The organism is Gelidibacter sp., assembly GCF_035515035.1.
GTDB lineage: Bacteria > Bacteroidota > Bacteroidia > Flavobacteriales > Flavobacteriaceae > Gelidibacter.
Window position 1 is genome coordinate 22,115 of record NZ_DATJCA010000119.1, and the last position, 25,939, is coordinate 48,053.

General features: G+C 37.1%; 23 protein-coding genes, 1 tRNA gene and 1 pseudogene. 12 read left to right on the forward strand and 13 right to left on the reverse strand.

Features of this window, described 5'->3' with window-relative positions:
* Nucleotides 1-10: 10 nt before the first annotated feature.
* The 3 genes from tpiA to VLZ86_RS10350 are packed head-to-tail and all read right to left on the reverse strand — an operon-like array spanning nucleotide 11 to nucleotide 2,513.
* Nucleotides 11-760 (reverse strand): triose-phosphate isomerase, encoded by a 750-nt coding sequence (gene tpiA / locus VLZ86_RS10340; RefSeq protein ID WP_325451019.1) that lies wholly within the window; start codon nucleotides 758-760, stop codon nucleotides 11-13.
* Nucleotides 761-815: 55 nt separating this feature from the next.
* On the reverse strand, nucleotides 816-1,910 hold the full coding sequence (locus VLZ86_RS10345; RefSeq protein ID WP_325451021.1) for a BT_3928 family protein: 1,095 nt from the start codon (nucleotides 1,908-1,910) through the stop codon (nucleotides 816-818).
* Between the two features lie 60 nt (nucleotides 1,911-1,970).
* Nucleotides 1,971-2,513: a DUF1599 domain-containing protein gene (locus VLZ86_RS10350; protein ID WP_325451023.1), complete on the reverse strand. Its 543-nt coding sequence runs from the start codon at nucleotides 2,511-2,513 to the stop codon at nucleotides 1,971-1,973.
* A gap of 165 nt (nucleotides 2,514-2,678) precedes the next feature.
* Here VLZ86_RS10350 and folP point away from each other — a divergent pair, with 165 nt between their 5' ends.
* From folP to VLZ86_RS10365, 3 genes are read left to right on the forward strand one after another with little or no spacing between them, the layout of a single operon-like run.
* Nucleotides 2,679-3,503, forward strand: a complete 825-nt coding sequence (folP, locus tag VLZ86_RS10355; RefSeq protein WP_325451025.1) for a dihydropteroate synthase — start codon at nucleotides 2,679-2,681, stop codon at nucleotides 3,501-3,503.
* 3 nt (nucleotides 3,504-3,506) lie between these two features.
* On the forward strand, nucleotides 3,507-4,187 hold the full coding sequence (locus tag VLZ86_RS10360; protein WP_325451026.1) for a hypothetical protein: 681 nt from the start codon (nucleotides 3,507-3,509) through the stop codon (nucleotides 4,185-4,187).
* A gap of 35 nt (nucleotides 4,188-4,222) precedes the next feature.
* Nucleotides 4,223-5,005, forward strand: coding sequence for a diadenylate cyclase (locus tag VLZ86_RS10365; RefSeq protein ID WP_325451028.1), 783 nt, complete (start codon nucleotides 4,223-4,225; stop codon nucleotides 5,003-5,005).
* A 40-nt stretch (nucleotides 5,006-5,045) separates the two neighbouring features.
* Here VLZ86_RS10365 and VLZ86_RS10370 read toward each other — a convergent pair whose 3' ends face one another.
* Together VLZ86_RS10370 and truA are read right to left on the reverse strand one after the other, a co-directional pair.
* Entirely contained in the window at nucleotides 5,046-6,815 is a 1,770-nt protein-coding gene (locus VLZ86_RS10370; RefSeq protein ID WP_325451030.1) for an ABC transporter ATP-binding protein, read from the reverse strand.
* Between the two features lies 1 nt (nucleotide 6,816).
* Nucleotides 6,817-7,566, reverse strand: coding sequence for a tRNA pseudouridine(38-40) synthase TruA (gene truA, locus VLZ86_RS10375; protein ID WP_325451032.1), 750 nt, complete (start codon nucleotides 7,564-7,566; stop codon nucleotides 6,817-6,819).
* A 210-nt stretch (nucleotides 7,567-7,776) separates the two neighbouring features.
* On the opposite strand from truA, the gene VLZ86_RS10380 reads away from it, so the two are divergent.
* Complete coding sequence (locus tag VLZ86_RS10380; protein WP_325451034.1) at nucleotides 7,777-8,268, forward strand: metallophosphoesterase family protein; 492 nt, start codon at nucleotides 7,777-7,779, stop codon at nucleotides 8,266-8,268.
* Nucleotides 8,269-8,667: 399 nt separating this feature from the next.
* Here the strand turns inward: VLZ86_RS10380 and VLZ86_RS10385 are convergent, their stop codons facing one another.
* Nucleotides 8,668-9,078 carry a DUF4293 domain-containing protein gene (locus tag VLZ86_RS10385; RefSeq protein ID WP_325451060.1) on the reverse strand — a complete coding sequence of 137 codons (411 nt, stop codon included), beginning with the start codon at nucleotides 9,076-9,078 and terminating at the stop codon, nucleotides 8,668-8,670.
* Nucleotides 9,079-9,301: 223 nt separating this feature from the next.
* Here VLZ86_RS10385 and rho point away from each other — a divergent pair, with 223 nt between their 5' ends.
* On the forward strand, nucleotides 9,302-11,122 hold the full coding sequence (gene rho / locus VLZ86_RS10390; protein ID WP_325451036.1) for a transcription termination factor Rho: 1,821 nt from the start codon (nucleotides 9,302-9,304) through the stop codon (nucleotides 11,120-11,122).
* Between the two features lie 142 nt (nucleotides 11,123-11,264).
* Here rho and rpsT read toward each other — a convergent pair whose 3' ends face one another.
* The 3 genes from rpsT to proS form a co-directional block, all read right to left on the reverse strand.
* The gene (gene rpsT / locus VLZ86_RS10395; protein ID WP_325451038.1) at nucleotides 11,265-11,516 is read right to left on the reverse strand and encodes a 30S ribosomal protein S20; all 252 of its coding nucleotides are present in this window, start codon (nucleotides 11,514-11,516) and stop codon (nucleotides 11,265-11,267) included.
* Nucleotides 11,517-11,542: 26 nt separating this feature from the next.
* Nucleotides 11,543-11,614: transfer RNA gene (locus VLZ86_RS10400), tRNA-Glu, on the reverse strand.
* Between the two features lie 144 nt (nucleotides 11,615-11,758).
* Complete coding sequence (gene proS, locus VLZ86_RS10405) at nucleotides 11,759-13,237, reverse strand: proline--tRNA ligase (RefSeq protein ID WP_325451040.1); 1,479 nt, start codon at nucleotides 13,235-13,237, stop codon at nucleotides 11,759-11,761.
* A 100-nt stretch (nucleotides 13,238-13,337) separates the two neighbouring features.
* On the opposite strand from proS, the gene VLZ86_RS10410 reads away from it, so the two are divergent.
* From VLZ86_RS10410 to VLZ86_RS10440, 7 genes are all read left to right on the forward strand, one after another.
* Entirely contained in the window at nucleotides 13,338-14,468 is a 1,131-nt protein-coding gene (locus VLZ86_RS10410; protein WP_325451042.1) for a hypothetical protein, read from the forward strand.
* 28 nt (nucleotides 14,469-14,496) lie between these two features.
* Complete coding sequence (locus tag VLZ86_RS10415) at nucleotides 14,497-16,017, forward strand: OmpP1/FadL family transporter (protein WP_325451044.1); 1,521 nt, start codon at nucleotides 14,497-14,499, stop codon at nucleotides 16,015-16,017.
* 256 nt (nucleotides 16,018-16,273) lie between these two features.
* Nucleotides 16,274-16,951 (forward strand): GTP cyclohydrolase I FolE, encoded by a 678-nt coding sequence (gene folE, locus VLZ86_RS10420; RefSeq protein ID WP_325451046.1) that lies wholly within the window; start codon nucleotides 16,274-16,276, stop codon nucleotides 16,949-16,951.
* A 261-nt stretch (nucleotides 16,952-17,212) separates the two neighbouring features.
* The gene (gene cysS / locus VLZ86_RS10425; protein ID WP_325451048.1) at nucleotides 17,213-18,694 is read left to right on the forward strand and encodes a cysteine--tRNA ligase; all 1,482 of its coding nucleotides are present in this window, start codon (nucleotides 17,213-17,215) and stop codon (nucleotides 18,692-18,694) included.
* A 36-nt stretch (nucleotides 18,695-18,730) separates the two neighbouring features.
* Entirely contained in the window at nucleotides 18,731-18,973 is a 243-nt protein-coding gene (yidD, locus tag VLZ86_RS10430) for a membrane protein insertion efficiency factor YidD (protein WP_325451050.1), read from the forward strand.
* Between the two features lie 170 nt (nucleotides 18,974-19,143).
* A complete protein-coding gene (gene lgt, locus VLZ86_RS10435) occupies nucleotides 19,144-19,974 on the forward strand; it encodes a prolipoprotein diacylglyceryl transferase (protein WP_325451052.1) in 831 nt (276 codons plus the stop codon).
* Nucleotides 19,974-20,471: a DUF192 domain-containing protein gene (locus VLZ86_RS10440; RefSeq protein ID WP_414652549.1), complete on the forward strand. Its 498-nt coding sequence runs from the start codon at nucleotides 19,974-19,976 to the stop codon at nucleotides 20,469-20,471. The genes lgt and VLZ86_RS10440 overlap by 1 nt, the downstream gene beginning before the upstream one ends.
* Nucleotides 20,472-20,939: 468 nt before the next feature.
* Here VLZ86_RS10440 and secDF read toward each other — a convergent pair whose 3' ends face one another.
* The 4 genes and pseudogenes from secDF to VLZ86_RS10460 all read right to left on the reverse strand — a co-directional run.
* Complete coding sequence (gene secDF, locus VLZ86_RS10445) at nucleotides 20,940-23,924, reverse strand: protein translocase subunit SecDF (protein ID WP_325451054.1); 2,985 nt, start codon at nucleotides 23,922-23,924, stop codon at nucleotides 20,940-20,942.
* Between the two features lie 200 nt (nucleotides 23,925-24,124).
* Nucleotides 24,125-24,772: a hypothetical protein gene (locus VLZ86_RS10450; RefSeq protein WP_325451056.1), complete on the reverse strand. Its 648-nt coding sequence runs from the start codon at nucleotides 24,770-24,772 to the stop codon at nucleotides 24,125-24,127.
* 145 nt (nucleotides 24,773-24,917) lie between these two features.
* The gene (locus VLZ86_RS10455; protein ID WP_325451058.1) at nucleotides 24,918-25,580 is read right to left on the reverse strand and encodes a hypothetical protein; all 663 of its coding nucleotides are present in this window, start codon (nucleotides 25,578-25,580) and stop codon (nucleotides 24,918-24,920) included.
* Nucleotides 25,581-25,678: 98 nt separating this feature from the next.
* Nucleotides 25,679-25,939, reverse strand: a pseudogene (locus VLZ86_RS10460) (malate dehydrogenase); the annotation flags it as partial.

A 25,939-nucleotide genomic window follows, 5' to 3' on the forward strand; every position in this document is an offset into this window, starting at 1 on the left:
TGTTTTATAATTAAAACGAATTAACAATGGCAAAAAAATCGTCAGCATTAAGTGCAGCACCTCCAATTAATCCGCCATCAACATCTGGTTTAGAAAAAATCTCTTTGGCATTTGAGGGTTTACAGCTGCCACCATAAAGTATAGACATGTTCTCGGCCAAATCCTTCCCATATTTATCTGCCAATGTTTTTCTAATAAACGCATGCATATCTTGTGCTTGTTCGGGACTTGCGGTTTCACCTGTACCAATGGCCCAAACCGGTTCATAGGCCAACACAATGTTCTCAAATGCCGACGCATTTAAATGGAATAAAGCGTTTTTGATTTGATTTTCAACAATATGCTCCTGGTTTCCAGATTTTCTATCCTTCAACTCTTCACCAAAACAAAAAATAACACGCATCTCATTTTTTATGGCCGCATCCACCTTTTTTGCCAACAGCTCATCGGTTTCATTAAAATAAGCACGGCGCTCACTATGTCCTAAAATCACGGTTTTAACACCAAGACTTTTTATCATTGTTGCACTGACCTCTCCAGTATAGGCACCAGATTCTGCAAAATGCATATTTTGCGCAATCACCTCAATAGAACTGTCTTTTAACGAATTAAAAGCTTGCCAAAGGTTGGTGAATGATGGCGCGATCATCACCTCAACATCGCCCATCTTGTTTTGCATTTTAAGCTCTCTAATCAATGTTTCCGTTTCCGATAAACCATTGTTCATTTTCCAATTTCCTGCTACGATATTTTTTCTCATATTTCTATCTTTAACTCCTTTTAAAAAGAACTTATATTTTAGTTAATATTCTGTTTTATAATTTTAAATCCTCAATGTCGTTCCAATGTTTCTTTTGCATCACCGTCCCTTTGTTTAAGATGACCACCCCCGGATTTGAACGAACAATCGTTTTCAAAACTTTTTCATCACACAAGTAAAATTCAAAGTCCAGATTGTACACCGACTTAATGTTTTGTTTTGTGGCTTCATCAGAGGTGGTCATACCAATCACTGTATATCCCTTTTGGAGCGCTTCATCTGCCAAGGATTTCAATTTTACCATCCCATCCTTTTCAGAGGATTTCAAATCATATGCCACAATCATTACTAATTTATCCTTTTCCAAGAAATAATCAGTCAAATCCTCGTCTTCAGATTCTATTGAAAAATCCTGTATCCTAGGAAGGTCTCCAGCTTGTATTTCTTTGGTTTCTACCCCAATAATCTCATCGTACGCCGCGGGTCCTTGTCCGCGGTCCGTCAACGTTTTCTCTTCGCCATTAAGTGTATAGGTCCATACATAATCGATAATGGCCTTTTTTGCATCGGGTCCAAGCCTCATATTTTCCTGTATATTATCCCCAATTTTATAAGCTCTAAAATCTATGGCTGGCAAATGCATGAGCACATAATACCCAAAGGAAAGTGAGGCAAGGAAAGCTACAAGCGCAATAATGGTTGTGCCGAGTTTACTGAAAATTGGTTTAATATGTTTCACGCCAAGAGAGAGAATCAGAATAAAAAACAATAAAACAACGTCTTTAGTAAAACTTTGCCATGGCGTCAAAGGCATCGCATCGCCAAAACATCCACAATCCTTTACTTTATCAAAATAGGCAGAGTAAAACGTCAAAAAGGTGAAGAAGATAATCATGAGCAACAAGCTCCACACGGTAAATTTAGGCTTATAACCAATAAGTAGAAAAATACCCAAAACCACTTCAAAGATTACCACCATTACGGCAATTCCCAAAGCATAAGGTTCTAAAAACGGAAGGTTTAAAACATCAGTTCCAAAATACTCCTGAAGTTTATACGAAAAACCCAAAGGGTCATTAAGCTTTACAAACCCCGATATAAGAAAAAGGATGCCTACAAATATTCTACTGATTGCTACTAAATATTTCATAAAAATTAAAAAGTTAAAAATTCCAAACTCCAATAGCGAAGTTTGTAAAGACCACTATGCTTATATGTTTTCATTCAAATGAATCAAGGCAAAAACCGAATAATTGATCATATCTTGGTAATTGGCGTCAATACCTTCACTCACCAACGTTTTACCAGCGTTATCCTCTATCTGTTTTACTCTTAACAGCTTTTGTAAGATAAGATCTGTTAAGCTGCTGACCCTCATTTCCCGCCATGCTTCACCATAATCATGGTTCTTGTTCATCATGAGTTCTTTGGTCAAGGCTATTTTTTCATCGTAAAGTTTAGTGGCTATTGCAACGGTCATATCCGGTTTTTCAGCCACACCCTTATCCAATTGAATCAATGCCATCGTGCAATAATTGATGATGCCTATAAATTCGCTTTCCTCACCCTCATCCACCTTACGCTCATCATTTTGTTGCAAACCTCGAATGCGTTGTGCTTTTATAAAAATTTGATCGGTTAAGGACGGAAGTCTCAAAATACGCCACGCACTTCCATAATCGGACATTTTATTAACAAAGAGATTTCTACATTTTTCAATAACAGCATCGTATTGTTTTGAAGTATCTTGCATAGAAAATTGGTAATTTTGCGTAAATTTCGCCTAAATAGTTCAGAGTTCAAAGTTCAAGGTTCAAAGTTTTACAGATATAAAATTATAATTTATTGAATATCCATAAATTTGACTTTTGCGCCATCATTACTTTGAACTTCAAACTTAAAAATCGGAATCATCCTCATGACCATAAACTGTAAAGGGCAACTTATTGACTTGACCATTCCTAAAGTTATGGGCATTTTAAATCTCACTCCAGATTCTTTTTATGATGGGGGCGTTTATAAAAATGAGGCCGATATTTTGAAGCAAGTGGACAAAATGTTGAACGAAGGTGCGGATTTTATTGATATTGGCGCCTATAGTTCTAGACCAAATGCTGCGCATATCACTGAATCAGAAGAATTACAACGATTGCTTCCAATTATTAATCTGCTGACTGATGCTTTTCCTGATATTCTAATCTCTGTGGATACGTTTAGGAGTGAAATTGCCAAACAATCAATCAACGCGGGAGCTTGTATGATCAATGATATATCCGCCGGGAAAATGGATGAAAACATGTTGACCACCGTTGCGGAACTAAAAATTCCTTATATTATGATGCATATGAAAGGTACGCCTCAAAACATGCAACAAAATGTTAGTTATGAGCATTTGATTAAGGACATACTTTTTTACTTTTCTGAACGCATTGCTGCAGCCAGAGCCTTAGGCATTGTTGATGTGGTTGTTGATCCTGGTTTTGGATTTTCAAAAACAATGGATCAAAATTATGAGTTATTAAAAAATTTAGAACTATTTAAAATGTTGGAGAAACCTCTTTTAGTTGGGTTTTCCAGAAAATCGATGATCTATAAACCTCTTCATACGTCGGCAGCTCACGCTCTGAATGGCACTACGGTCCTAAATACGCTTGCCTTACAGAAAAACGCGTCTATATTAAGAGTCCATGATGTAAAAGAAGCTAAGGAATGTATTGAACTGACGCAGCAATTAAACTTATAATCCATGAAATATTTATCCCTCCTTTTACTGCTTTTGACTTTTTCCTGTAACAACGAAAAAACAATTTTACTTCCTGAAATAGAAAATGCCGAGATTACTGAAGTTCATGATATTTCTCCGATCTATATTTTTTATGACGAATCCAGAACAGACAGCCTTGAACTCAATAGAAACAATATTATAAGTACAACCAACTGGCTGGTCAATATCGATAAAAGACTCACTTTAGGTCAAGTTATTCCAAAAATCGTTGTGTTACAGGAAAAGAAACGCAATGCTGAAGTTCACAAAAATGAAAATTCTAAAAATTACTTTACTTGCAACGATACCAGCATTCAAAACCTAGGATTTTTAGAGTTTACCAAAATCATTTATAAGATGAACTCAATACTTCCCAACGTGTCGTCAGATTATTATAATTCTAAAGAAAAACGGATCATTCTGGATTTCAGGACGCCCAATGACATTAAATTTGTGACACTTTATAATGATTCCATAATCAAAAAATCGACGATAAAGACCCTCAAGAATGATCTTGAATTACTGCCAAAGGAAACAGTTTACGATTTAGTGCTGAGTATTAATGATCAATTAACCTTTCAGGATTATATTACTTTCAAATCAACACTCTCAAAAATAAAATCGCCTAATGTGACCATTAATGAAAACGAGTTCATTTATTAACCATATTTTTTTAATTTTATAAAAACATTTCTGGATTGGACGAGCTTAAATTTTGGGATTTTGGAATTATAGATTTTATTGATGTTTTCCTCGTTGCCATACTTTTATATTATGTCTATAAGCTAATAAAAGGTACGGTTGCGATCAATATATTTATTGGCATCATCATCATCTATTTTGTATGGAAATTAACTGCATTCCTCAAAATGGGTTTGCTAAGCTCCATCTTTAGTGGTTTTATGGACGTGGGAATTATTGCGTTAATTGTGGTTTTTCAACCTGAAATAAGAAAATTTCTATTAATGGTGGGCTCTACAAACTTTGGAAATAAACGGAAGTTCTTAAGACATCTTAATTTTCTAAAAACTGAAGGACAAGTACAAACGGATGTTGACGTTATTATTTCTGCATGTAAAAAAATGGCCTCAACCAGAACCGGTGCTTTGATAGTCCTGGAACGGAATAACAATCTCGATTTCTTGACAAGCTCTGGCGATGAAATGAATATTTCAGTGACTCAACCCATAATTGAAAGTATTTTTTTCAAAAACAGTCCACTGCATGACGGAGCCATAGTTATTGCTAATAATGTCGTAAAGGCTACACGGGTCATTCTTCCCGTCAGTAATGAAAGAAATATTCCGCAACGTTTTGGACTTCGCCATCGTGCAGCCGTCGGGATTACTGAAAAAACTGATGCCTTGGCTATTGCCGTTAGTGAAGAAACCGGGCAGATTTCCTATATAAAAAATGGTGAATTTGTGATGTTTAAGGATAATGCAGAACTGATTGAAATGATCAAAAAGGATTTGGCCTAATAAACATCATTTTCATCACAGTTAGAAATCTATGTAAAGACTAAACCGCTTCATTCTTTAAAAACTGTACTTCATATAAATTTCTGTAATAACCATTTTCATTTTGAAGCAATTGTTTGTGGGTGCCCTCTTCAACAATTTGACCCGCATCCATAACAATAATTTTATTGGCCTTTTGAATCGTAGCCAAACGGTGTGCAATAACAATCGATGTTCTGTCTTTTGTGATTTTTTCCGTAGCCACTTGCATTAATTGCTCTGAATAGGAATCTACTGAGGAGGTTGCTTCGTCCAAAATCAAAATACTAGGATTGGTCACATAAGCTCTTAAAAAAGAGATCAATTGTCTCTGTCCCGAAGACAGCATCACCCCACGCTCTTTAACGTTATAATGATACCCGTTTGGTAAACTCATGATAAATTCGTGAATCCCAATATCCTTGGCAGCCCTTTGAACTTGCGCCTCTGTAATATCTGGATTATTGAGCGTAATATTATTTAAAATGGTATCGGCAAAAAGGAATACATCCTGGAGTACCACGGCAATTTGAGCTCGCAATGAGGTCAAGGTCATTTCCTTTATATCCACCTCATCAATATATATTTTGCCTTTTTGGATGTCGTAAAAACGGTTCAACAAGTTGATAATGGTAGATTTTCCCGCTCCAGTAGCCCCAACAATCGCAATGGTTTGCCCTGATTTGACCTCAAATGAAATATTTTTTAAAACTTCTTCATTTTCAATGTATGAAAAGTGGACATTTTCAAATCTAATATTGCCCATAAAGGGTGCGGCTTCAATTTTTCCGGTATCATCTATTTGGGAAGTAGTATCCAACACCGCAAAAACGCGATTGGCGGCTACAATTCCCATTTGAAGCGTATTGAATCTGTTTGCAATCTGGTTCAAGGGTCTGAATAACATTGGAATCATCATGATAAATGCGAACAAATCACCTTGAGAAGCTAAATCGTCAGAAATAATATTGAGTCCGCCATACCACACCACCATCCCTAAAGTCAATGACGACAAAAACTCAGCAATCGGGAAAAAGACGGAGTTGTACCACACTGTTTTTAACCAGCCTTTTCTATGGCGGGCGTTGATTTCTTTAAACTTTCTGTATTCTGTTTCTTCCCGCGTAAAAAGCTGTAAGATTTTCATTCCCGTAACACGCTCTTGGACAAAGGAATTGAGATTGGAAACTTCATTACGCACATCTTCAAAGGCAATTTTCATATACTTCTGAAAGATCTTGGTGGCAAAAAGAACAATGGGTAAGGTTGTAAATACCAAAAGACTGAGCTTCCAGTTCATAAACAGCATGACACCTCCAACCACCAACATTTTCAAGACATCACTGAAAATCATAAAAAGGCCTTCCCCAAAGATATCCGAAATACGTTCCATATCTGTAACTGTCCTGGTAATTAATACCCCTACAGAAGAGTTATCAAAATATTTCATTCGGAAACTCAAAATGTGTTTAAACAATTTTACTCTAATGTCTTTAACAACAGATTGCCCCAGCCAACTTGAATTGTAGATAAACAGTAATTGACAGATGACTTCCAGAAACAAAAGGACAATCATGATGATGATATAGTACAAAAAACCATCATATTTTTGAACTTCAATTTGATTATCTATGGCTTGCTGCAATACATAAGGTCTTAAAGCCCCAAAAATTGCCAATCCGGTTACAAATAATAAAGTCATTGCAAAAACAAGCTTATATGGTTTGATGTATTGCATCAATCTTTTGAAGAGGCTCACGTCGTAAACTATAGTTTTCTTTTTGGCACTCATATTATATCGTGTTAAAAATAGTATCAGGGTATTTAATATCCATTAAAAACAATCCTTGTGCAGGAACCGAAAACCCGGCTTCATTCCTGTCTTTAGATTTAATTATGGCGTGCAATTGTTCCACCTCAAGTTTGCCCAATCCAATATTGACCAGCGTTCCCACAATGGCACGTACCATATTTCTTAAAAACCGATCGGCGGTTATGACAAAAGTCAATTCGGTATCCTTTAACACCCAATACGCTTCTTTAATGTCACAAAAATACGTTTTCACGTCCGTATTACTTTTGGAAAAACATTGAAACTCTTTATATTGCAGTAATATCTTACAAGCATCATTCATTTTATCCAAATTTAAAGGCAAATGGACTTTATAGGCGAAATCATGTGTAAAGACATTTTTTGTAGTGGAAATGCGATAGTGGTAGGTCCGGCTCAGTGCATTAAATCTTGCATGTGCTTTATCTTTAACTTCAAAAATACGATGGACGGCGATGTCATGAGGTAAAAACCAGTTGATCTTATAAATCAACTCCTCCCTATCAAAAGGTTCGTCCATATCAAAGTGTGCAAACATTTGAGCCGCATGAACACCAGCATCTGTTCGGCCTGCCCCCATAACTTTTATTGGAAACCTTAGCAAAGTGGTCAACGCATGCTCCAAAACCTGCTGCACGGAAATGGCATTAGGCTGTTTCTGCCAGCCATGGTATGCTTTTCCGTTGTATGAAAATTCAATAAAATATCTCAAGGCGACTTTGATTGATTTGAAAGTTTATTAAATGTTAGGGCTGTAAACCCGGTGCTCCAACAAACTAAAATTTGAAAATAGGATTATACATTACTTACCGATAGTTTAATGCCTTTATCACTATTTTTGTGAATTGCAAAGTTAGTTATTTATGATTGATGATTTTATGATTGTTGATTTTAAGAATTCAAAAACACAGAAAATCCTATTTTGAAAAAGATTTTACTCTTATCGGACACCCACAGCCATATTGATGACGATATTCTAAAATATGTTAAGCAGGCAGATGAAGTATGGCATGCTGGTGATATTGGCGATTTAAAAGTTACGGATGCCATAAAAAAATTGAAACCTCTTAGAGCGGTTTACGGTAATATTGATGATACTCAAGCCCGAATGGAATTCCCGGAAAACAACCGATTTATGTGCGAAGGCGTGGACGTTTTCATCACTCATATTGGCGGCTATCCTGGCAAATATACCCAACGCGTTCGGGAATTGCTTCAACAAAATCCGCCCAAACTCTTTATTTGCGGTCATTCGCACATTCTTAAAGTCATGCCAGATAAAAAATTGAATCTGCTCCACATGAATCCCGGTGCCATTGGAAAACACGGGTTCCAACAAGTAAGAACGATGTTGCGTTTTACGATTGATGGAGGAAAAATTGATAATTTGGAGGTGATCGAGTTTAAGAAATGAGATGGTTCAACAGAGTAGAACAGTGATGACGCAGATGGAGCAGTTTTATGCTGATTTCTATGAAGACTTCAACAAAAATCATAAAAAATTAGCCTCATCAGTGTTCCATTCAGAGATTTCAAAAACCTGAGTGGTTTTTTTCGTGAATGATTATTGCAAAGATTTCGTTTCACCACTTCGCAACAGTTTCCGTCCTCTGGAAAAGAATAAGGGAGGAAATTATTCCAATGCGCCTTCGGCTTTCACCAGAAATAAATCACTTTGAGATCCCGCCAAGGGGCGGGATTAGTTCAACCAGCAAATTCCAATGCGCCTTCGGCTTTTGGAATATGGGTTTCACTAAAAAAACCCGAGATCTTCACCTCGGGTTTACGCACTAAAAAAATTAAGATAATAGGCTTATCGCAATCGATCAACAGATTTTACAAGATCCTCATCCTTTTTTATGGCCTTATTGGCTAACACCAAAAACACGATAGAAAAAATAGGAATAAAAATCCCAACGCCTTTCTCTGAGATTTCACTCTCTCCAGGCGCCATTAGCAATAGATATAGAAATAATCCTAATAAAATAAAGTTCAATATGATATTGAGTCGTCCCAAAACAAATTGGAACTTCCTGTGTTTATAATTAAAAATAGAAATCAAAGATAATGCAGCAGATCCAAAAAACATAGCCAAATACAACATTTCATCTTGGGCATATACAGGAACATCTTCGGCATTGGTCCATAAATGGAATACAAATATCAAGCCGCAAGAAAAAATGGCTGCTATAAGTAAATAAACGGTTTGAATGCGCTGTAACATGGTTTGATCTAAAAAATTAAAACCCAAAATTAACAGTTTCTTTTTGATTCATACAGTAATTTTTAAAATAAAATTGTATTATTGCATTAACATTCTGTTACTCGCAGAGTAATAAGCTGTTAAATCTTCAAAATTACATTCGGTTTTTTCCTCTTCTTAATCTTGAAAAAAGATTCGGATCAAATCCAATTTCAATTTTTATACTAAATATTCATAAACATACATGTTTGAAATTTCGCAATTAAAAGAAAAGAAGCTTTCTGACTTACAGGAAATAGCTCAAAAGTTAAATGTACCTAAGTACCGTACGCTTAAAAAATTAGATCTAGTTTACCAAATCCTAGATTTACAAGCGGCAAATCCGGAGGTAGTGAAAACTGAAATCACAGCCATCACTGATACTAAAACCGATATCAAGCCCGAAGCTCCTAAAGCATCAACACCACCTCTAAAGAAAAAAAGAGAGCGTGTTGAAAAAAAGCCAACTCCAAATAAGGCACAACAAAAAATGGAGTTGCCAGACGACAAAGTAGAATTAAAAACGCCTGAAGAAAAGACGCCTGAAGAAAAAACACCGGAGGTTAAAAAACCAGAAGTTAAAAGGCCTGAAATAAAAAGACCTGAACCTAAAAAGCAAGAATCTAAAGCGGTTTCGGCTAGTGATGCTTCAGACAATTCTAGAAAGGAATCGCCTAACCCTAAAAATGTAGAGGTTCGCGATAAAAAACAGCACACGCCAAAAGAAAAAGATGGTGCCAACAAATCCCAAGCTAAGGACAACAGGAATCAGCGCTCAAGTGAACCTAATGGCAACAAATCGAGTTCTAAAGATCACAACCATAATCGTGATAGCAGCACTCATGCAGCCTCTAAAGTAAATAACGGTAATAAAGACAATAGAAACCGTTACAGAGAACCCGATTTTGAATTCGATGCGATTATTGAAAGTGAAGGTGTGTTGGACATCATGCAAGATGGCTACGGATTTTTACGATCATCAGATTATAATTACCTCTCCTCCCCTGACGATATTTATGTATCCCAATCTCAAATCAGATTATTTGGTTTAAAAACTGGAGATACCGTTCTAGGACATGTAAGACCTCCAAAGGAAGGCGAGAAATATTTCCCATTAATTAAAGTAAGTAAAATTAACGGTCAACGACCAGAGGTTGTGAGAGACCGCGTGTCTTTTGAACACTTGACCCCTTTATTTCCTCAGGAGAAATTCAATATTGCGGAAAGACAGAGCACGATTTCTACACGAATCATGGATTTGTTTTCACCAATTGGAAAAGGACAACGGGGCATGATCGTTTCGCAACCGAAAACAGGTAAAACCATGCTTTTAAAGGATGTTGCCAATGCTATTGCTGCAAACCATCCTGAAGTGTACCAAATGATTTTACTCATAGACGAACGCCCTGAAGAGGTTACCGATATGCAACGTAACGTTCGCGGTGAGGTGATTGCGTCAACCTTTGATAAGGAAGCCCATGAACACGTTAAAATTGCCAATATCGTTTTAGAAAAAGCAAAACGCTTGGTAGAGTGCGGACATGATGTGGTCATTCTTCTGGATTCCATCACACGTTTGGCTAGAGCTTACAATACAGTACAACCTGCGTCTGGAAAAATATTGAGTGGAGGTGTTGATGCCAACGCATTACACAAACCAAAACGTTTCTTTGGAGCAGCACGTAATATAGAAAATGGCGGATCCTTGACCATTATCGCTACAGCCTTAACCGAAACAGGTTCTAAAATGGACGAAGTGATCTTTGAGGAATTTAAAGGAACCGGTAATATGGAGTTACAGTTGGATAGAAAAATATCAAACCGTCGTATTTTCCCTGCTATTGATTTAACGTCTTCAAGCACACGTAGAGACGATCTCTTATTGGATGAGAATACCATCCAAAGAATGTGGGTGATGCGTAAATACCTTGCCGACATGAATCCTGTTGAAGCTATGGAATTCATCAACGATAGATTCAAAAAGACCAAAAACAATGAAGAGTTTTTAGTGTCTATGAATGGATAAGAAGTCCTTCAGTATATAAAATGAGTAAAGCCCTAAAATAATATTTAGGGCTTTTTTATATTCCAATGGCTCAATTTGGCGCACAAAAAAATCCATTCATAACGAATGGATTTTCTATATAGAAATTAAATCTCTTATTTTCTTACAAAGAAGCCACATGCTTAGCCAAACCAGACTTCAAGTTAGCGGCTTTATTATTGTGGATAATATTCTTCTTAGCTAATTTATCAATCATAGCAGAAACTGTAGGTAGCAACGTTTGTGCTTCCTCCGCATTCTCCATTTCACGTAACTTTTTAATAGCGTTACGGGTAGTTCTGTGTTTATACCTGTTGGTTAAACGCTTTGACTCACTACTTCTGATTCTTTTTAATGCTGACTTATGATTTGCCATTTTCTTTCTTTCTTTTTAAAAAATTGTAGCCCGTAGGGGAATCGAACCCCTCTTACCAGGATGAAAACCTGGCGTCCTAACCGATAGACGAACGGGCCATTTGTTTATTCAAGGTGCAAATTAATAACATTTTTTATCAATATGCAAACTTTTCAAATGAACTCACAATGTTTCATTGCGGATGCAAAAATACAACTATTTTTAAATGTTGCAAGGCCTATGCAAACTATTTTTTAAAATTTTTAATAAGCCTTGGCAAATAGCACTCTACCGCTAGAAGTTTTTCCAGTAAACACGCAGCTTCCAACCTCTTTTTTCTGATCCAAAGGCACGCATCTTATTGTAGCTTTAGTGAGCTCCTTAATCTTCTCCTCTGTTTCAGGAGTACCGTCCCAATGTGCTGAAATAAAGCCTGTTTTGGTTTCAAGAACAGTCTTAAACTCCTCAAAGGTATCTACTTCAGTAATATGCGAATTTCTAAATTCTAATGCTTTTTTGAATAAAGTGTCCTGAATTTCTACGAGCAAATCGTCAATTTTATCAACTAATCCTTCAAGGGAAACATTTTCTTTTGATAAGGTATCTCTTCTGGCCAATTCCACCGTTTTATTTTCTAAGTCCTTAGGTCCAATGGCAATCCTTAAAGGCACGCCCTGCAATTCATATTGGGCAAATTTCGCCCCAGGACGGTGTGTTGTACGATCATCATACTTATAACTGATGCCTCTTTTCTTAAATTCACGTATTAAGCTGTCGGCCACAGCACCAATCTGCTCCAATTGCTCATCAGTTTTATGGATGGGAACAATCACCACATGAATGGGTGCTAAATTAGGAGGCAACACGAGACCTTTATCATCACTGTGCGTCATGATCAGGGCACCGACCAATCGCGTAGAAACTCCCCAAGAAGTTGCCCAAACATAATCGAGCTTACCTTCATTGTTTGTGAATTTCACATCAAAAGCCTTGGCAAAATTTTGGCCTAAAAAATGAGAGGTTCCCGCCTGCAATGCTTTTCCATCCTGCATCAAGGCCTCGATACAATAGGTTTCTTCAGCACCTGCGAAACGCTCACTTTCCGTTTTCACACCTTGAATTACAGGAATTGCCATAAAGTTTTCAGCAAAATCAGCATACACTTGATTCATTAATTGCGCTTCTGCCAAAGCTTCTGTCTTAGTTGCATGCGCCGTATGCCCTTCTTGCCATAAAAACTCGGCAGTTCTCAAAAACAAACGGGTTCGCATTTCCCAACGCACCACATTGGCCCATTGATTGATCAAAATGGGTAAATCTCTATAGCTTTGAATCCATCCTTTATACGTACTCCAAATAATGGCTTCACTGGTTGGTCGTACCACAAGTTCTTCTTCCAATTTTGCCTCTGGATCCACACGTAACTTTCCTGGGTTGTCAGGATCGTTTTGTAAACGGTAATGGGTAACCACCGCACACTCTTTTGCAAAACCTTCAGCATTCTTCTCTTCGGCCTCAAACAAGCTTTTTGGTACAAAAAGTGGAAAATAAGCATTTTGATGACCGGTTTCCTTGAACTTTCTGTCCAATTCTGCCTGCATCTTTTCCCAAATAGCATAGCCATAAGGTTTAATAACCATACAGCCTCTAACTGCCGAGTTCTCAGCTAAATCTGCCTTTACGACCAATTCATTGTACCATTTGGAATAGTCTTCCGCTCTACTTGTAAGATTCTTACTCATTACCTGGGTTTTGGCACAAAAGTTGTGCTTATGTTAAATAAATAAATAGTTCGACAAAACTAACTATTTTTGTAATGTTCAACAATAAAAACAAATAGATATGCCATTTAAATCTAACATATATCGCAAGTTGCCATTTTTTGTTGCACTAAGCTTACATTTCGTATTAGCTTCTTGTGGCTCATACCAGTACGCTGGGTATGAAAACGATGGTATTTACAGCTCTGAAGTCCCTCAGTATGAAGTCTACTATGAAGAGGCTCCAGCTAATAACAATAGCTACTACAAAGAATTTTTCGGAGAGAAATCACAACAATTTGGGCAAATAGCTCAAAATGAAAACGTTATTTTCACCAATATTGACGATTATCAGGGAAATTATTCTGATGACAGTGGGGACATCCAATATGAAGACAGTTACGCTGGATGGGGCCAGAACAGTCAAAACGTAGATATAAACATCTATTATAACAACAGCAGTTGGTATCCTTACAGATACGGCTATTATACTCCTTATCGCGGATGGGGCTACATAGGCTGGGGTTATTCAGGTTTCTATGATCCTTTTTATTATTATGGTTACTACCCAAGATATTATCCGTACTATGGTTATGGCTATGGGTACGCATACGGTTATAACTATGGCTATGGCAACTATCCATATTATGGTAATTATTATCGCTACGGTAGAGATGTATCATATACTCAAGGAAGACGTGGAAGTGCATACACCAATTCAAGTCGACCATCAACCTATAACAATAATAGCTCCAATTTGAATAGTTCAAATAGTGGAAGACGAAGTACAATCAATTCTTCAACTAGAAGTTCAAGAGAAAATCCAGTGAACTCCACTATCAATAGAAGAAGTTCTACTACAGACACTAGAGTTAGAACCAGTACAAATAGAAATGCTCAACCGGCTACAAGAACCAATACGAATACCAATACCAATAGAAGAAACGTTCAACCAGCTACGAGAACTAATACCAATAGAAATACTCAACCGACTCCACGAACCAGAACTAATAATTCCGGAACTAGAAGTAGCGGTGGTTCTACAAGAGGTGGTGGGAACAATATTTCTACACCAAGCTCAAGGAGCAATTCAAATTACTCAGCACCCGCACGCTCAAGTTCACCTGCCGTGAGAAGTTCTAGCAGTGCTCCTTCAAGATCTTCTGCTCCGGCAAGAAGTTCTGGTGGGTCATCAAGACGTGGTGGCAGATAGTAAAATTCAGAATAAATAAATTGAAAATATGAAAAAGTTAAATTTACTGTTCATAGCTGTCCTATCTATGTCTAGTATAATGGCTCAGGATATTTCTGATGCCGTGCGATATTCACATGATGAAGTCCAGGGGACTGCAAGATTTAGAAGTATGAGTGGGGCATTTGGAGCGCTTGGTGGCGATATGTCTGCCGTGAGCATCAACCCTGCGGGATCGTCAGTTTTCACGACAAGCCATGCTTCAATATCCATATCAAATTTAGGTACTAAGAATGAACTTAACTATTTCAACGGGGCAAGTTCGTCATCAGATTCCAAATTTGACCTGAATCAAACAGGTGCAGTTTTTGTGTTTAATAATACAAACTCTAATTCTCCTTGGAAAAAATTTTCACTAGGTGTTGCGTACGATAAAATATCCAATTTTGAGAATTCTTGGAATGTTAGAGGTATTAATCCGACCAACTCTATTGGCGAGTATTTCCTTAGTTATGCACAAGGGGTAAGATTGGATCAAATGTCCGCTCTTGATAATGAAAGTTTGTCCACCGCGTATTCTGAAATCAATAGATTGTACGGGTTTGCAAATCAACAAGCCTTTTTAGGTTACGAGTCTTATATTCTTGAGCCTGGAATGGACGCAGATGATAACACAACCTACACGTCCAATATTGTTGGAAATAGCTTCGACCAAGGTTATGTCTATGCCGCTTCAGGCTATAATGGAAAATTCAGCTTTAATGCGTCCACTCAATACGGTGAAAATTTCTATATTGGACTGAATTTGAATTCTCATTTCATCAATTACGATAAATTCACAGACCTCCATGAAACAAACAATAATTCTGGTTCTTTTGTAAGGGATGTGAGGTTTCAAAATGCCCTGTCGACTATTGGTAATGGGTTTTCATTTCAAGTGGGTGCCATTGCAAAAATAAATGAAGAATTCCGGGCTGGATTGTCTTACAACTCCCCTACTTGGTACACCATATCAGAAGAGACCACACAATATCTTGGAACAATTAGAAATGAAGGTGGCTCAAATATTTCGCAAATAATCGATCCTTATGTTGTCAACGTTTATCCAGATTACAAACTACAAACCCCAGGAAAAGTTACTGGTAGTTTAGCTTATATTTTTGGCGACCAAGGCTTGATCAGTTTTGATTATTCCTTAAAGAATTACGCTAACACAAAATTCAAACCAACATCTGATCCTTATTTTTCGGTCCAGAACGGCATTATCAATAACACCTTAAAAAACGCCTCCACCTATAGGATTGGTGGGGAGTATAGAATTAAGCAAGTCAGTCTTAGAGGTGGGTACAGATTGGAGGAAAGCCCTTATGAGAATAATTCTTTTTATGGCGATTTAAATGGATATTCTGTTGGCTTGGGCTTTAATTTTGGGAATGTCAAATTAGACCTTGCTTATGATCACGCGCAAAGAGATTATAACCAACAGTTATACGCCGTAGGTTTAACCGATGCAGCACATATAAATTCCAAAAACTCAAATTTCACATTGACTTTAGGTTTTAGTCTCTAAGATTTTAAAATATATTGAAAAAAGCATTCTCCAACCCGAGGATGCTTTTTCTTTTAACACCACTAGGGATTCTGAAAACATCAGAATTAAACAGATGGTTCCCTATTGAATTAGGTTTTAAATTCAGGAATATGCAAAAGCAATAATGTAGGCAACCTAATGTTATGGTTTTATTTTTGTTTATCTTTGCACCCTATTTCATCTAAAATTGCGCCTTTAACAGGGTTTGTGACGTTGATCGATTTACAAAACGACTATGAATACAGATAAAAACATTCAAGATATTGATGCCTTTGGTGATGACCACATAGGCAGCTCAGCCGACACTCCTTTGCGAAGTGACGCTTTTAAATTATCTCCCGACGAGAAAATAGACATTATCAAAGACGACGTGAGACATATCATGGAGACTTTAGGCCTAGATTTGAATGATGACAGTCTTAAAGGAACTCCTTTACGTGTTGCAAAAATGTTTGTTAAAGAAATATTTGGCGGCTTGAGTCCGGATAAAAAACCAAATGCATCTACTTTTGATAATAAATATAAATATGGTGAAATGCTGGTTGAGAAAAATATCACTTTATACTCCACTTGTGAACACCATTTACTGCCCATAGTCGGCAAGGCACATGTGGCATATATTAGCAAAGGCACCGTAATAGGACTTTCTAAAATGAATAGAATTGTAGACTACTATGCCAAACGCCCTCAAGTTCAAGAGCGTCTTACCATTCAAATTGTGAAAGAACTGCAAGAAGCACTTGGTACTGAAGACGTGGCTTGTGTAATTGATGCCAAGCATTTGTGTGTCAATTCACGTGGTATTAGAGATGTGGCAAGCAGTACAGTCACTTCAGAATTTGGTGGCCTGTTTAAGAACAAAGAAACCCGTCGCGAATTTTTAGATTACATTAAATTAGACACTGATTTTTAAATGGAATGCTGTAAAGTTGTAAGTTGTCAATCGCATTTTATTTTTTAATTCTGATACAATAAACTACTTTTAGTAAAACAATTCAAGCATTTAAGATTATACCTAAAGTTTCCTTTGAAAATCTATAGATAGCGATAGAGGCTTTCTAATTAGCGGTAACATCCAAAGTCCCACTTATGAATTATCAACCGAAGAAAACCATTTAAGTATTACAAAAACTATTGATCCGTAACAAACAACCCACAACAAACACTACAGAGAATGCCACTTTACAAAGACAATCACATAAAAATATACAATTCATTATCAGGAGAAAAAGAAACGTTCAAACCAATAAACGAAGGTTATGTAGGGATGTATGTTTGTGGACCGACCGTATATAGCAATGTGCATCTGGGAAATGTGAGGACATTTATGTCTTTTGATGTGATATTTAGGTATCTAAAACATTTGGGTTATAAAGTCCGATTTGTAAGAAATATTACAGACGCTGGACATTTAGAAAATGATGCGGACGTTGGTGAAGATCGTATCGCAAAAAGAGCACGTTTAGAGGAAATCGAACCGATGGAAGTTGTGCAGCGCTATACTGTGGATTTTCATAACGTACTTAATAAATTTAACTTTTTACCACCAAGTATTGAGCCTACTGCCACGGGTCATATTATCGAGCAAATTGAAATCATCAAGGTCATACTTGAAAAAGGCTTGGCTTATGAAGTCAATGGATCGGTTTATTTTGATGTTATAAAATATAACGAAACCAAACCTTACGGAATTTTAAGCAAGAGAAACCTGGAAGATCTGATGCATAATTCCCGTGACCTTGATGGTCAGAGCGACAAGAAAAATCCACAAGACTTTGCACTTTGGAAAAAAGCCGAACCACTACATATTATGCGTTGGCCGTCTCCATGGAGTGATGGTTTCCCTGGCTGGCATTTAGAATGTACCGCGATGAGCACAAAATATTTGGGTGAACAGTTCGATATCCATGGGGGTGGAATGGATTTGAAATTTCCGCATCACGAGTGTGAAATTGCCCAAGCCGAAGCCTGCAATGATAAAGCGCCAGTCAATTATTGGATGCATGCCAACATGTTGATTATGAACGGCAAGAAAATGGCAAAATCCACTGGGAATTTTATTTTGCCTACTGAGATCTTCTCAGGAGATAATCCACACCTCACCAAAGCGTTCTCTCCAAGTGTTGCGAGATTTTTTATGCTTCAGGCGCATTATAGAAGCATCTTGGATTTTACAAATAACGGACTTTTAGCAAGCGAAAAAGGTTTTTTAAGGTTGATGGACGCCATTAATGCTTTGGATGAATTGACCCCATCATCCACCTCAACATTTAAGATTGAGGAATGGCAACAAAAGTGTTATGACGCGATGAATGACGATTTCAATACGCCAATACTTATTGCAAATTTATTTGAAGCGGTTAAGTTCATCAATCAAATAAAAGAAGGAACTGCCACCATTACCCAAGACCATTTAACACTACTGAAGAAAACGGTTCACACCTTTGCATTTGATGTCTTAGGACTGGTCAATGTTACGGAATCAGAAAGCAATATAGAGAAACTATCAGGTGCAGTAGAACTTTTAATCCAATTAAGACAGGAAGCCAGAGCAAATAAAGATTTTGCAACCTCCGACAAGATCCGGGATGAACTCGCTATTGCAGGCATACAATTGAACGACGGTAAGGAAGGAACCACGTTCACGACTAATTAAGATTCCTTTCTTAAGGATAAGGCCATACTCACTGAGATGAAAAAAGTATTGACATATCCGTTTTTGTTGCTTATTAAGGTGTACCAAACCTTTATTTCACCATTGACTCCCGCTAGTTGCAGGTTCCAACCTACCTGCTCTGCCTACGCTAAGGAAGCTCTTGAAAAACATGGGCTTTTTAAAGGCGGCTGGCTAGCAACAAAACGAATTTTCAGTTGCCATCCTTGGGGAAAATTCGGATATGATCCGGTCCCAGATAGGAAAGACAAACAAGAATAAGGACACGTGCTTTATCCCTATCACACATCTGATATCTATATAACAAAATTAACTTCTTATTAAAAGTTATAGTGGAAGCCGTTTTACTAAAGCTTTTGTAAAAATCAATAGCATTGGCGCTTATTACTATTCAAAATATTATATTTACTCTTCTAATTAAATTTTACTTCATGCACGCACTTAAATTTGTCTGGGATCCTACTAAAGGTATCGATATTCTTGGTTTTACATTACACTTTTACAGTGTGATGTGGATTGTAGCCTTCGTTTTAGGTTTTCTTATCATGAAGCGCATTTATAAAAATGAAAGTCAATCCGAAGAATCCTTAGACTCCTTATTTATCTATTCGGTTATAGGCATTATGCTTGGCGCTCGTTTGGGCCATGTTCTTTTTTACCAACGCGAATTGCTTTCCGAAGATTTCTTCAGCATATTTTTACCCTTTAAGTTTAAAGGCGGATTCGAATTCACAGGATTTCAAGGTTTGGCGAGTCATGGTGCTGCCATTGGCATGATCATCTCCATGTACCTCTACAACAAAAAAGTATTGCGCAAATCAGTTCTTTGGATCTTGGACCGCGTAGTTATTCCTGTGGCCGCCGGTGCTGTTTTTGTGAGGCTTGGAAATTTTATCAATTCCGAAATTGTAGGGAAACCAACCGGCACTGATTTTGGGGTCGTTTTTGCACAAAACGGAGAAGCGTTTCCGAGACATCCGGCGCAGCTCTATGAAGCCTTCTGTTATATTTTTGTATTTATTGCACTTTGGCTCTTTTATTGGAAGACCCAAAAAAGCGAACAACAAGGCTTTCTATTTGGGTTCTTCTTGGTGATGCTTTGGGCCATACGATTTTTTGTGGAATTTGTCAAAGAACCACAGAGCGAACACGAATACATAGCAACTTCAGCCCTAAATACGGGTCAAATGTTGAGCATTCCTTTTATTCTTATTGGATTGTATTTTATGTTTATTTATAAACCAAAAAAACAGTTGGCATAGTGAGAAATTATGTATTCAAATTTGTAATACTGGCTGGTTTAGGTATTTCCTTTTTGCAGTTTCAAAGCTGTAAAGAGGAGCAAAAAACGATCAAGCCGTTGGTCATTGAATTTAAAAAAGAAGCTGAGCTGGTACTAAAAACAGCTAATGACAGCATCATTAAGACTTTAGATATAGAAATCGCTGATGACGAGTACAAAACCCAAACAGGGCTTATGTACCGTGATGAAATGGGAGAACTCCAAGGCATGCTGTTTGTGTTTCCTGATGAGGATCTACGCTCATTTTATATGAAAAACACCCACATTCCTTTGGATATTATTTATATTGATGCCAATAAGAAGATCGTGAGTTTCCAAAAGAATGCACAGCCCAATAACGAAAGCTCTTTGCCCTCCAATGTTCCTGCAAAATATGTTTTGGAAATCAATGCGGGCTTGGCAGATCAATGGCAATTGGCTGTAGGCGATAAAATTGAGTATAGTAAGGTCGAGTGAAGTTATAGATGATGAAATTGAAGTTGAAGTTGAAGTTGAAGTTGAAGTTTCGTATCCGTCCAAAGATCCAACAGAAGGGGAAAGTTAAAATTGAATTAAACTTCTCTTGATGATTTTACAGTAGAACCCTAGAGTTTAAAGATTAAGTAAGTAACCTTATTTGTCTTTACTTCTTGATAAATCCCAAGAGAAATATTGTTTCCAGGTCAATCGTATCATTTTCAAATACTTTAAATTCCTTGATGAGAATTTCCAACCTACGAAAAAGAGATTTCATAAATATCACATCTGTTTTAGACCTTTGTAACTTATCCAATCAAGATTACGTTAATAAGAAATTAACTATTGTGTTGAATTGTCCTCTGAGCAGTTCAAACAAAGCTAAAAAATTGTAGTCTGACCACTTTAAAGCATAAAAAATGCCACTCAATGAGTGGCATTTTTCAATTTAATTACTTTATAATGAACTTATATTTTTGAATTTTCGTCAATAACTTCACCCTTATTCTTTAAGGTATCATACATTAATGGTGTCGCAATAAAAATCGATGAATAGGTTCCTACTACAATACCAACTATAATAGCAAATAGTAATCCTCTCAATGAATCCGCCCCTAATAGGAACATCGCCAATAATACAACCAAAGTTGTTAATGAGGTGTTCAACGTTCTACTAATGGTACTGTTGATTGCAAAATTGATATTACGTCCACCTGCAAAGCCACCGCGTTCTAACACGGTCTCTCTAACCCGGTCAAAGATGATTACCGTATCGTTCAAGGAGTATCCAATCACCGTTAAAATTGCTGCAATAAACGCTTGGTCAATTTCCATTGAGAATGGCATAAATGTATAAGCGAATGAGAAAATACCCAATACAATAATAACATCATGGAAGACGGCAGAAACCGCACCAAGAGAGAACTGCCATCTTTTAAATCGTAACAAAATATATAAGAACACAACCACCAAAGATCCAATGACCGCCCAAAACGACTCCGTTTTGATATCATCAGCAATGGTTGGACTTACCTTACTTGAAAACATCTGTCCTACCTTCTTATCGCCTGAACCTACTTTAAAGTCTTCATAGGTCATGCCTTTAGGGAGGTATGGGATTAAAGTTTCAAAAAGTTCTGATTGTACTTTTTCATCGGCTTCGGCAGTGTTGACATCTACCAAATACTTAGTAGAAATCTTTAACTGATGAGAACTTCCAATTGTTTTGACTTCAGCACTTCCAAAAGCTTCCAAGACGTCAGCCTTCACTTCTTCAGGATTCACTTCCTGCGCAAAACGCACTTGAAAAGTTCTACCTCCCACAAAATCAATACCTTGGTCCAAGCCTTTGGTAAACAAAGAAAACAAGCTCAAAACAATAGCAATGGCAGATACAATATAGGATACTTTTCTTTTACTGATGAAATCGATATTCATATTTTGGAAAAGACCTTTGGTAACTGCTGTCGTAAAAGTTAAATTCTTACCCTTATCAACATACCAATCCACCAATAATCTTGTGATGAAGATGGCCGTAAACAATGAAGTTACAATACCAATAATTAAGGTTGTTGCGAAACCTTTGATAGGGCCTGTACCAAATACAAATAAAATAATGGCGGTTAATAAGGTAGTAATGTTGGCATCTAAAATGGAAGACAAGGCATTACTAAACCCATCTTTGACGGCTTCACGTTGCCCCTTTCCTTTGGCAAGTTCTTCCTTAATACGTTCAAAAATAATGACGTTCGCATCTACCGACATACCAATGGTCAAAACAATACCAGCTAAACCAGGAAGGGTTAAAACAGCACCTAATCCAGACAGAACGCCAAAAATTAATAAGATGTTCAACAATAAGGCAATATCAGCAAATAAACCACCTTTACCGTAATAGACGATCATCCACACTAATACTAATGATAGTGCAATTAAGAATGAAGATGTACCGCTTTCAATAGCTTCTTGTCCTAAAGAGGCACCAACTTCGTCTGCCTGGACAATGTCCGCTTTTGCAGGTAATTTACCAGCTCTTAAAACGTTGGCCAAGTCAATAGCTTCATTAAGGGTAAATGACCCTGAAATCTCGGAATTCCCACCAGAAATAGGACCTGTAGTCACCCCTGGAGCAGAATACACAATATCATCAAGAACAATCGCAATCTGACTTTGTTGCGTATAGGCTTTTCCGGTCATTTCTTCCCAGATTTTGGCCCCTTTACTGTTCATCTGCATACTTACCGTAGGTTGATTTCTTTGGTTGTAGGCTTGACGTGCATCTGTAATCACCGCACCACTCAATTCAGGTGTGTTTTCTCTGTTGCCTTTAATGGCATATAAGTCAACAAACTCACTGTTTTTAGCTTGGATACCCCATGCAAATTTCACGTAACGTTGATCTGCTGGCAATAAAGAACGTACTTGTGGCATGTTCAAATAATCCATGATCAAATCCTTGTCTTTTGCTTCAAAAGTTGCCACAACTGGACCGCCAGAACCGTAACCTCTTAATAAATCTAAAATAGGATTTTCCCCAACGTCAGTAGAATCGGTTTCAATTACACCAGTTAATTCTTTAATTCTGCTATCGGCATCGTCAATGGTGTCCGTTACAATTTCGGAATCGGCAACCTCACTTTTGCCCTCTTTATTGACTAAAGGTTTAAGAACTTCATTGGCCTGTGCCAAAAATGGAAGGAACTCTTCACCTTTATACACGTCCCAGAACTCTAATTGTGCAGTACTTTGCAATAAGTTTTTGATACGCTCTACATCTTTTGCCCCAGGAAGCTCAACAAGAATCCGCCCTGTGTTTCCTAAACGCTGGATGTTTGGAGAAGTCACTCCAAATTTATCAATACGTTTACGCAAAACCTCAAATGCAGAGACAATCGACTCGTCTACTTTTTGTCTGATGATGGGCTGTACGGCACGATCAGACATATCAAAGGTGATTTCCTCACTTAAGGTTCTATTGGCAAAAATATCCGGAGACGCCAATTTTTGATCGCCCTTTATTTTATCAAAAGCGATAAAAAAGTCGTCAACATAAGCATTCTGACTGGTTTTTTGAAGTTCAGACGCATCATCTAAAGCTTTGTTGAAAACAGAATCTTTACTGTTGTTTGAAAGCCCTTTTAAAATGTCCTTTACGGAAATTTCAAGAATTACGTTAATCCCACCTTTAAGGTCAAGACCCAAATTCATGGCTTTGTCCTTTACCTCATTATAGGTGTAGTTGGCAATACCAAGATTAAAGACTTCTTGATTAGATAGTGAATCTAAATAATTGGTTTCATAAGCAGCCCGTTGAATGGGGTCGTCAGTTTTACGTGCAGCAATTTCTTCGGCACGATTTTCAATTTGGTTAGCTTTGAATGTAAATGATAGCTGATAAATACTTACCAACCCAAATAACACAGCAAACAGCTTTACTAATCCTTTGTTTTGCATTATTTTATTTTTTTAAGTCAAATTTTTTAACGCGCAAATATATAGTTTACGGACGATTTGACAATTGTTTTTTATGATTATGTACGAATTGTTTAAAGCTTAAGCAGCTTAATAGGAATGAGACCTGCTATTTGAACATCTCATTGTTGGATTCGGATATAAAAAGGGAAGTATTAAAATCTAATGAAACTTTAAACCCCTTAAGATAAAGGACCTGCCCTGACCTCTGGGATTTTACGAGAACGATATTCCTTTGCAATGGCAGCGTACCTTTGAAAGCTAAAGTTAGCTTTTATAGTGTGATCATTGATCGTTAGAAATGCGACACACGAAGGAATATAAAAATTATAATTTACAAAACGTTGGTGCTTCGTTTTTAATTCTAAAGCACATTTCCCACCAAGATCCGAAATTGAATTTTGACCTTGCTGAATTTCATAAACATCAAGATTATAAGCTATGCTTCCTTCTTTGGAAGGGAATTTTAATGGCTTTTCATTTTTATCAGAAGAAATAAAGCCCAAAGCAAGTTCACTTTGCTGAGAAAGCATTTTTTTTATGGCCTCAACATTTGTCTCACTATAGTAACTGATGACCAATCGACCATCTTCCTGTTTACTTATCTGAATATGGGAAACACCTATACTAAGCAGTTCTTCCTCAACAATGGTAATGGTATGTTTGGCATCATTTAGGGAAATACTCGCATTGGCAAACTGAACTACAATTTCCTGATTGGGAAGCGTAGATTTTTGTTGACCTAAAACACCACCTAATACAGCAATAATTATAAGTGCCGTACTGATGAACCATTTTGGTTGTAATATTATGTCTTTAAGATGTTTCAATAGTTATATTTTGAATCCAATTGGAAATTTCAAAAATCGAAATTTGCCAGTGAATACCAGTCCGCAAATATATAAAAAAATAATCCCGATAGCAATCGGGAGTATTTCTACAGTCTTTAGGTATTATTATTTCATTTCAAATGACTTACATTCCTGGAAGATTCTCAGTTTTAGAATAACCTTCAGGTGGTGTCATGCTAAATTTTTCATCAGATACTTTTTCCGCTTTAACTTCAGTAACTTCAATGACCATATTCATTTTCATGCCTTGTTGCTCTATAGCCATATTCATATACATGGGAAAACCTGAAAAATCTTTTCCAAAAGATGTGGCTTGTTGAGAAATAGCTTTTAATTTATCTGTTGAATAAATTTCCATTTTTACCTCTGCCCCATCTTTATTCATGACTACATTGTATTTTGTGCATTCATAACCAAGAATCGTTTTTGTTTCGTTTGTTTTTTCAACCGAAACATTCTCTAAATCCTCTTCGGCCGCTGAAATATCCGATTCCATATATTTCTTACCAATCATGGCATTGTCCATAAGCACTAATGACTTTTTGGAATTATTGTCTGCAATAAAAACCGTATTTCCAGTCATCGGATTGCTTAATTCAGAACGCGATTTGTCATTCTTGAAATATGTGGTTGTAATCATATCACCCAACATGGCCAACTGAGCATTCATTTGCTCATTATCACTGGACATGGTTTGCTTTGAAATAACAACGCCTTCATCAATTTGTTGTTGAGCGAACATCGTTACACTCAAGGTTGCGGCTACTATAAATAATATTTTTTTCATGTGTTTACTTTTGTCTTTAGGTGATATGTATTACAGCTAACTAAAATAGTGACAACTCTTGACGTCAGACACTATAAGCTGCAGAGTTGTGCAACTTTTTACAATAAATCATTGGTTTTACGAACCCCTTCGGCACTTTCTTGCATGTGCGCTTTTTCGGCATCGTTCAATTCAATTTCTACTATTTTCTCAATACCGTTGCGCCCTAAGATTACTGGAGCACCAATACAGATATCGTCCAATCCGTATTCACCTTCCAACAAGACAGAACATGGGAACATTTTCTTTTGATCGCAAGCAATTGCTTGAACCAATCCGCTAACCGCAGCTCCAGGAGCATACCATGCCGAAGTACCCAA

Coding starts and splice junctions, on each gene's coding strand:
- tpiA (WP_325451019.1), bottom strand. CDS start 760: ATGAGAAAAAATATCGTAGCAGGAAATTGGAAAATGAACAATGGTTTA.
- VLZ86_RS10345 (WP_325451021.1), bottom strand. CDS start 1,910: ATGAAATATTTAGTAGCAATCAGTAGAATATTTGTAGGCATCCTTTTT.
- VLZ86_RS10350 (WP_325451023.1), bottom strand. CDS start 2,513: ATGCAAGATACTTCAAAACAATACGATGCTGTTATTGAAAAATGTAGA.
- folP (WP_325451025.1), top strand. CDS start 2,679: ATGACCATAAACTGTAAAGGGCAACTTATTGACTTGACCATTCCTAAA.
- VLZ86_RS10360 (WP_325451026.1), top strand. CDS start 3,507: ATGAAATATTTATCCCTCCTTTTACTGCTTTTGACTTTTTCCTGTAAC.
- VLZ86_RS10370 (WP_325451030.1), bottom strand. CDS start 6,815: ATGAGTGCCAAAAAGAAAACTATAGTTTACGACGTGAGCCTCTTCAAA.
- VLZ86_RS10385 (WP_325451060.1), bottom strand. CDS start 9,078: ATGTTACAGCGCATTCAAACCGTTTATTTACTTATAGCAGCCATTTTT.
- rho (WP_325451036.1), top strand. CDS start 9,302: ATGTTTGAAATTTCGCAATTAAAAGAAAAGAAGCTTTCTGACTTACAG.
- rpsT (WP_325451038.1), bottom strand. CDS start 11,516: ATGGCAAATCATAAGTCAGCATTAAAAAGAATCAGAAGTAGTGAGTCA.
- proS (WP_325451040.1), bottom strand. CDS start 13,237: ATGAGTAAGAATCTTACAAGTAGAGCGGAAGACTATTCCAAATGGTAC.
- VLZ86_RS10410 (WP_325451042.1), top strand. CDS start 13,338: ATGCCATTTAAATCTAACATATATCGCAAGTTGCCATTTTTTGTTGCA.
- VLZ86_RS10415 (WP_325451044.1), top strand. CDS start 14,497: ATGAAAAAGTTAAATTTACTGTTCATAGCTGTCCTATCTATGTCTAGT.
- folE (WP_325451046.1), top strand. CDS start 16,274: ATGAATACAGATAAAAACATTCAAGATATTGATGCCTTTGGTGATGAC.
- cysS (WP_325451048.1), top strand. CDS start 17,213: ATGCCACTTTACAAAGACAATCACATAAAAATATACAATTCATTATCA.
- yidD (WP_325451050.1), top strand. CDS start 18,731: ATGAAAAAAGTATTGACATATCCGTTTTTGTTGCTTATTAAGGTGTAC.
- lgt (WP_325451052.1), top strand. CDS start 19,144: ATGCACGCACTTAAATTTGTCTGGGATCCTACTAAAGGTATCGATATT.
- secDF (WP_325451054.1), bottom strand. CDS start 23,924: ATGCAAAACAAAGGATTAGTAAAGCTGTTTGCTGTGTTATTTGGGTTG.
- VLZ86_RS10455 (WP_325451058.1), bottom strand. CDS start 25,580: ATGAAAAAAATATTATTTATAGTAGCCGCAACCTTGAGTGTAACGATG.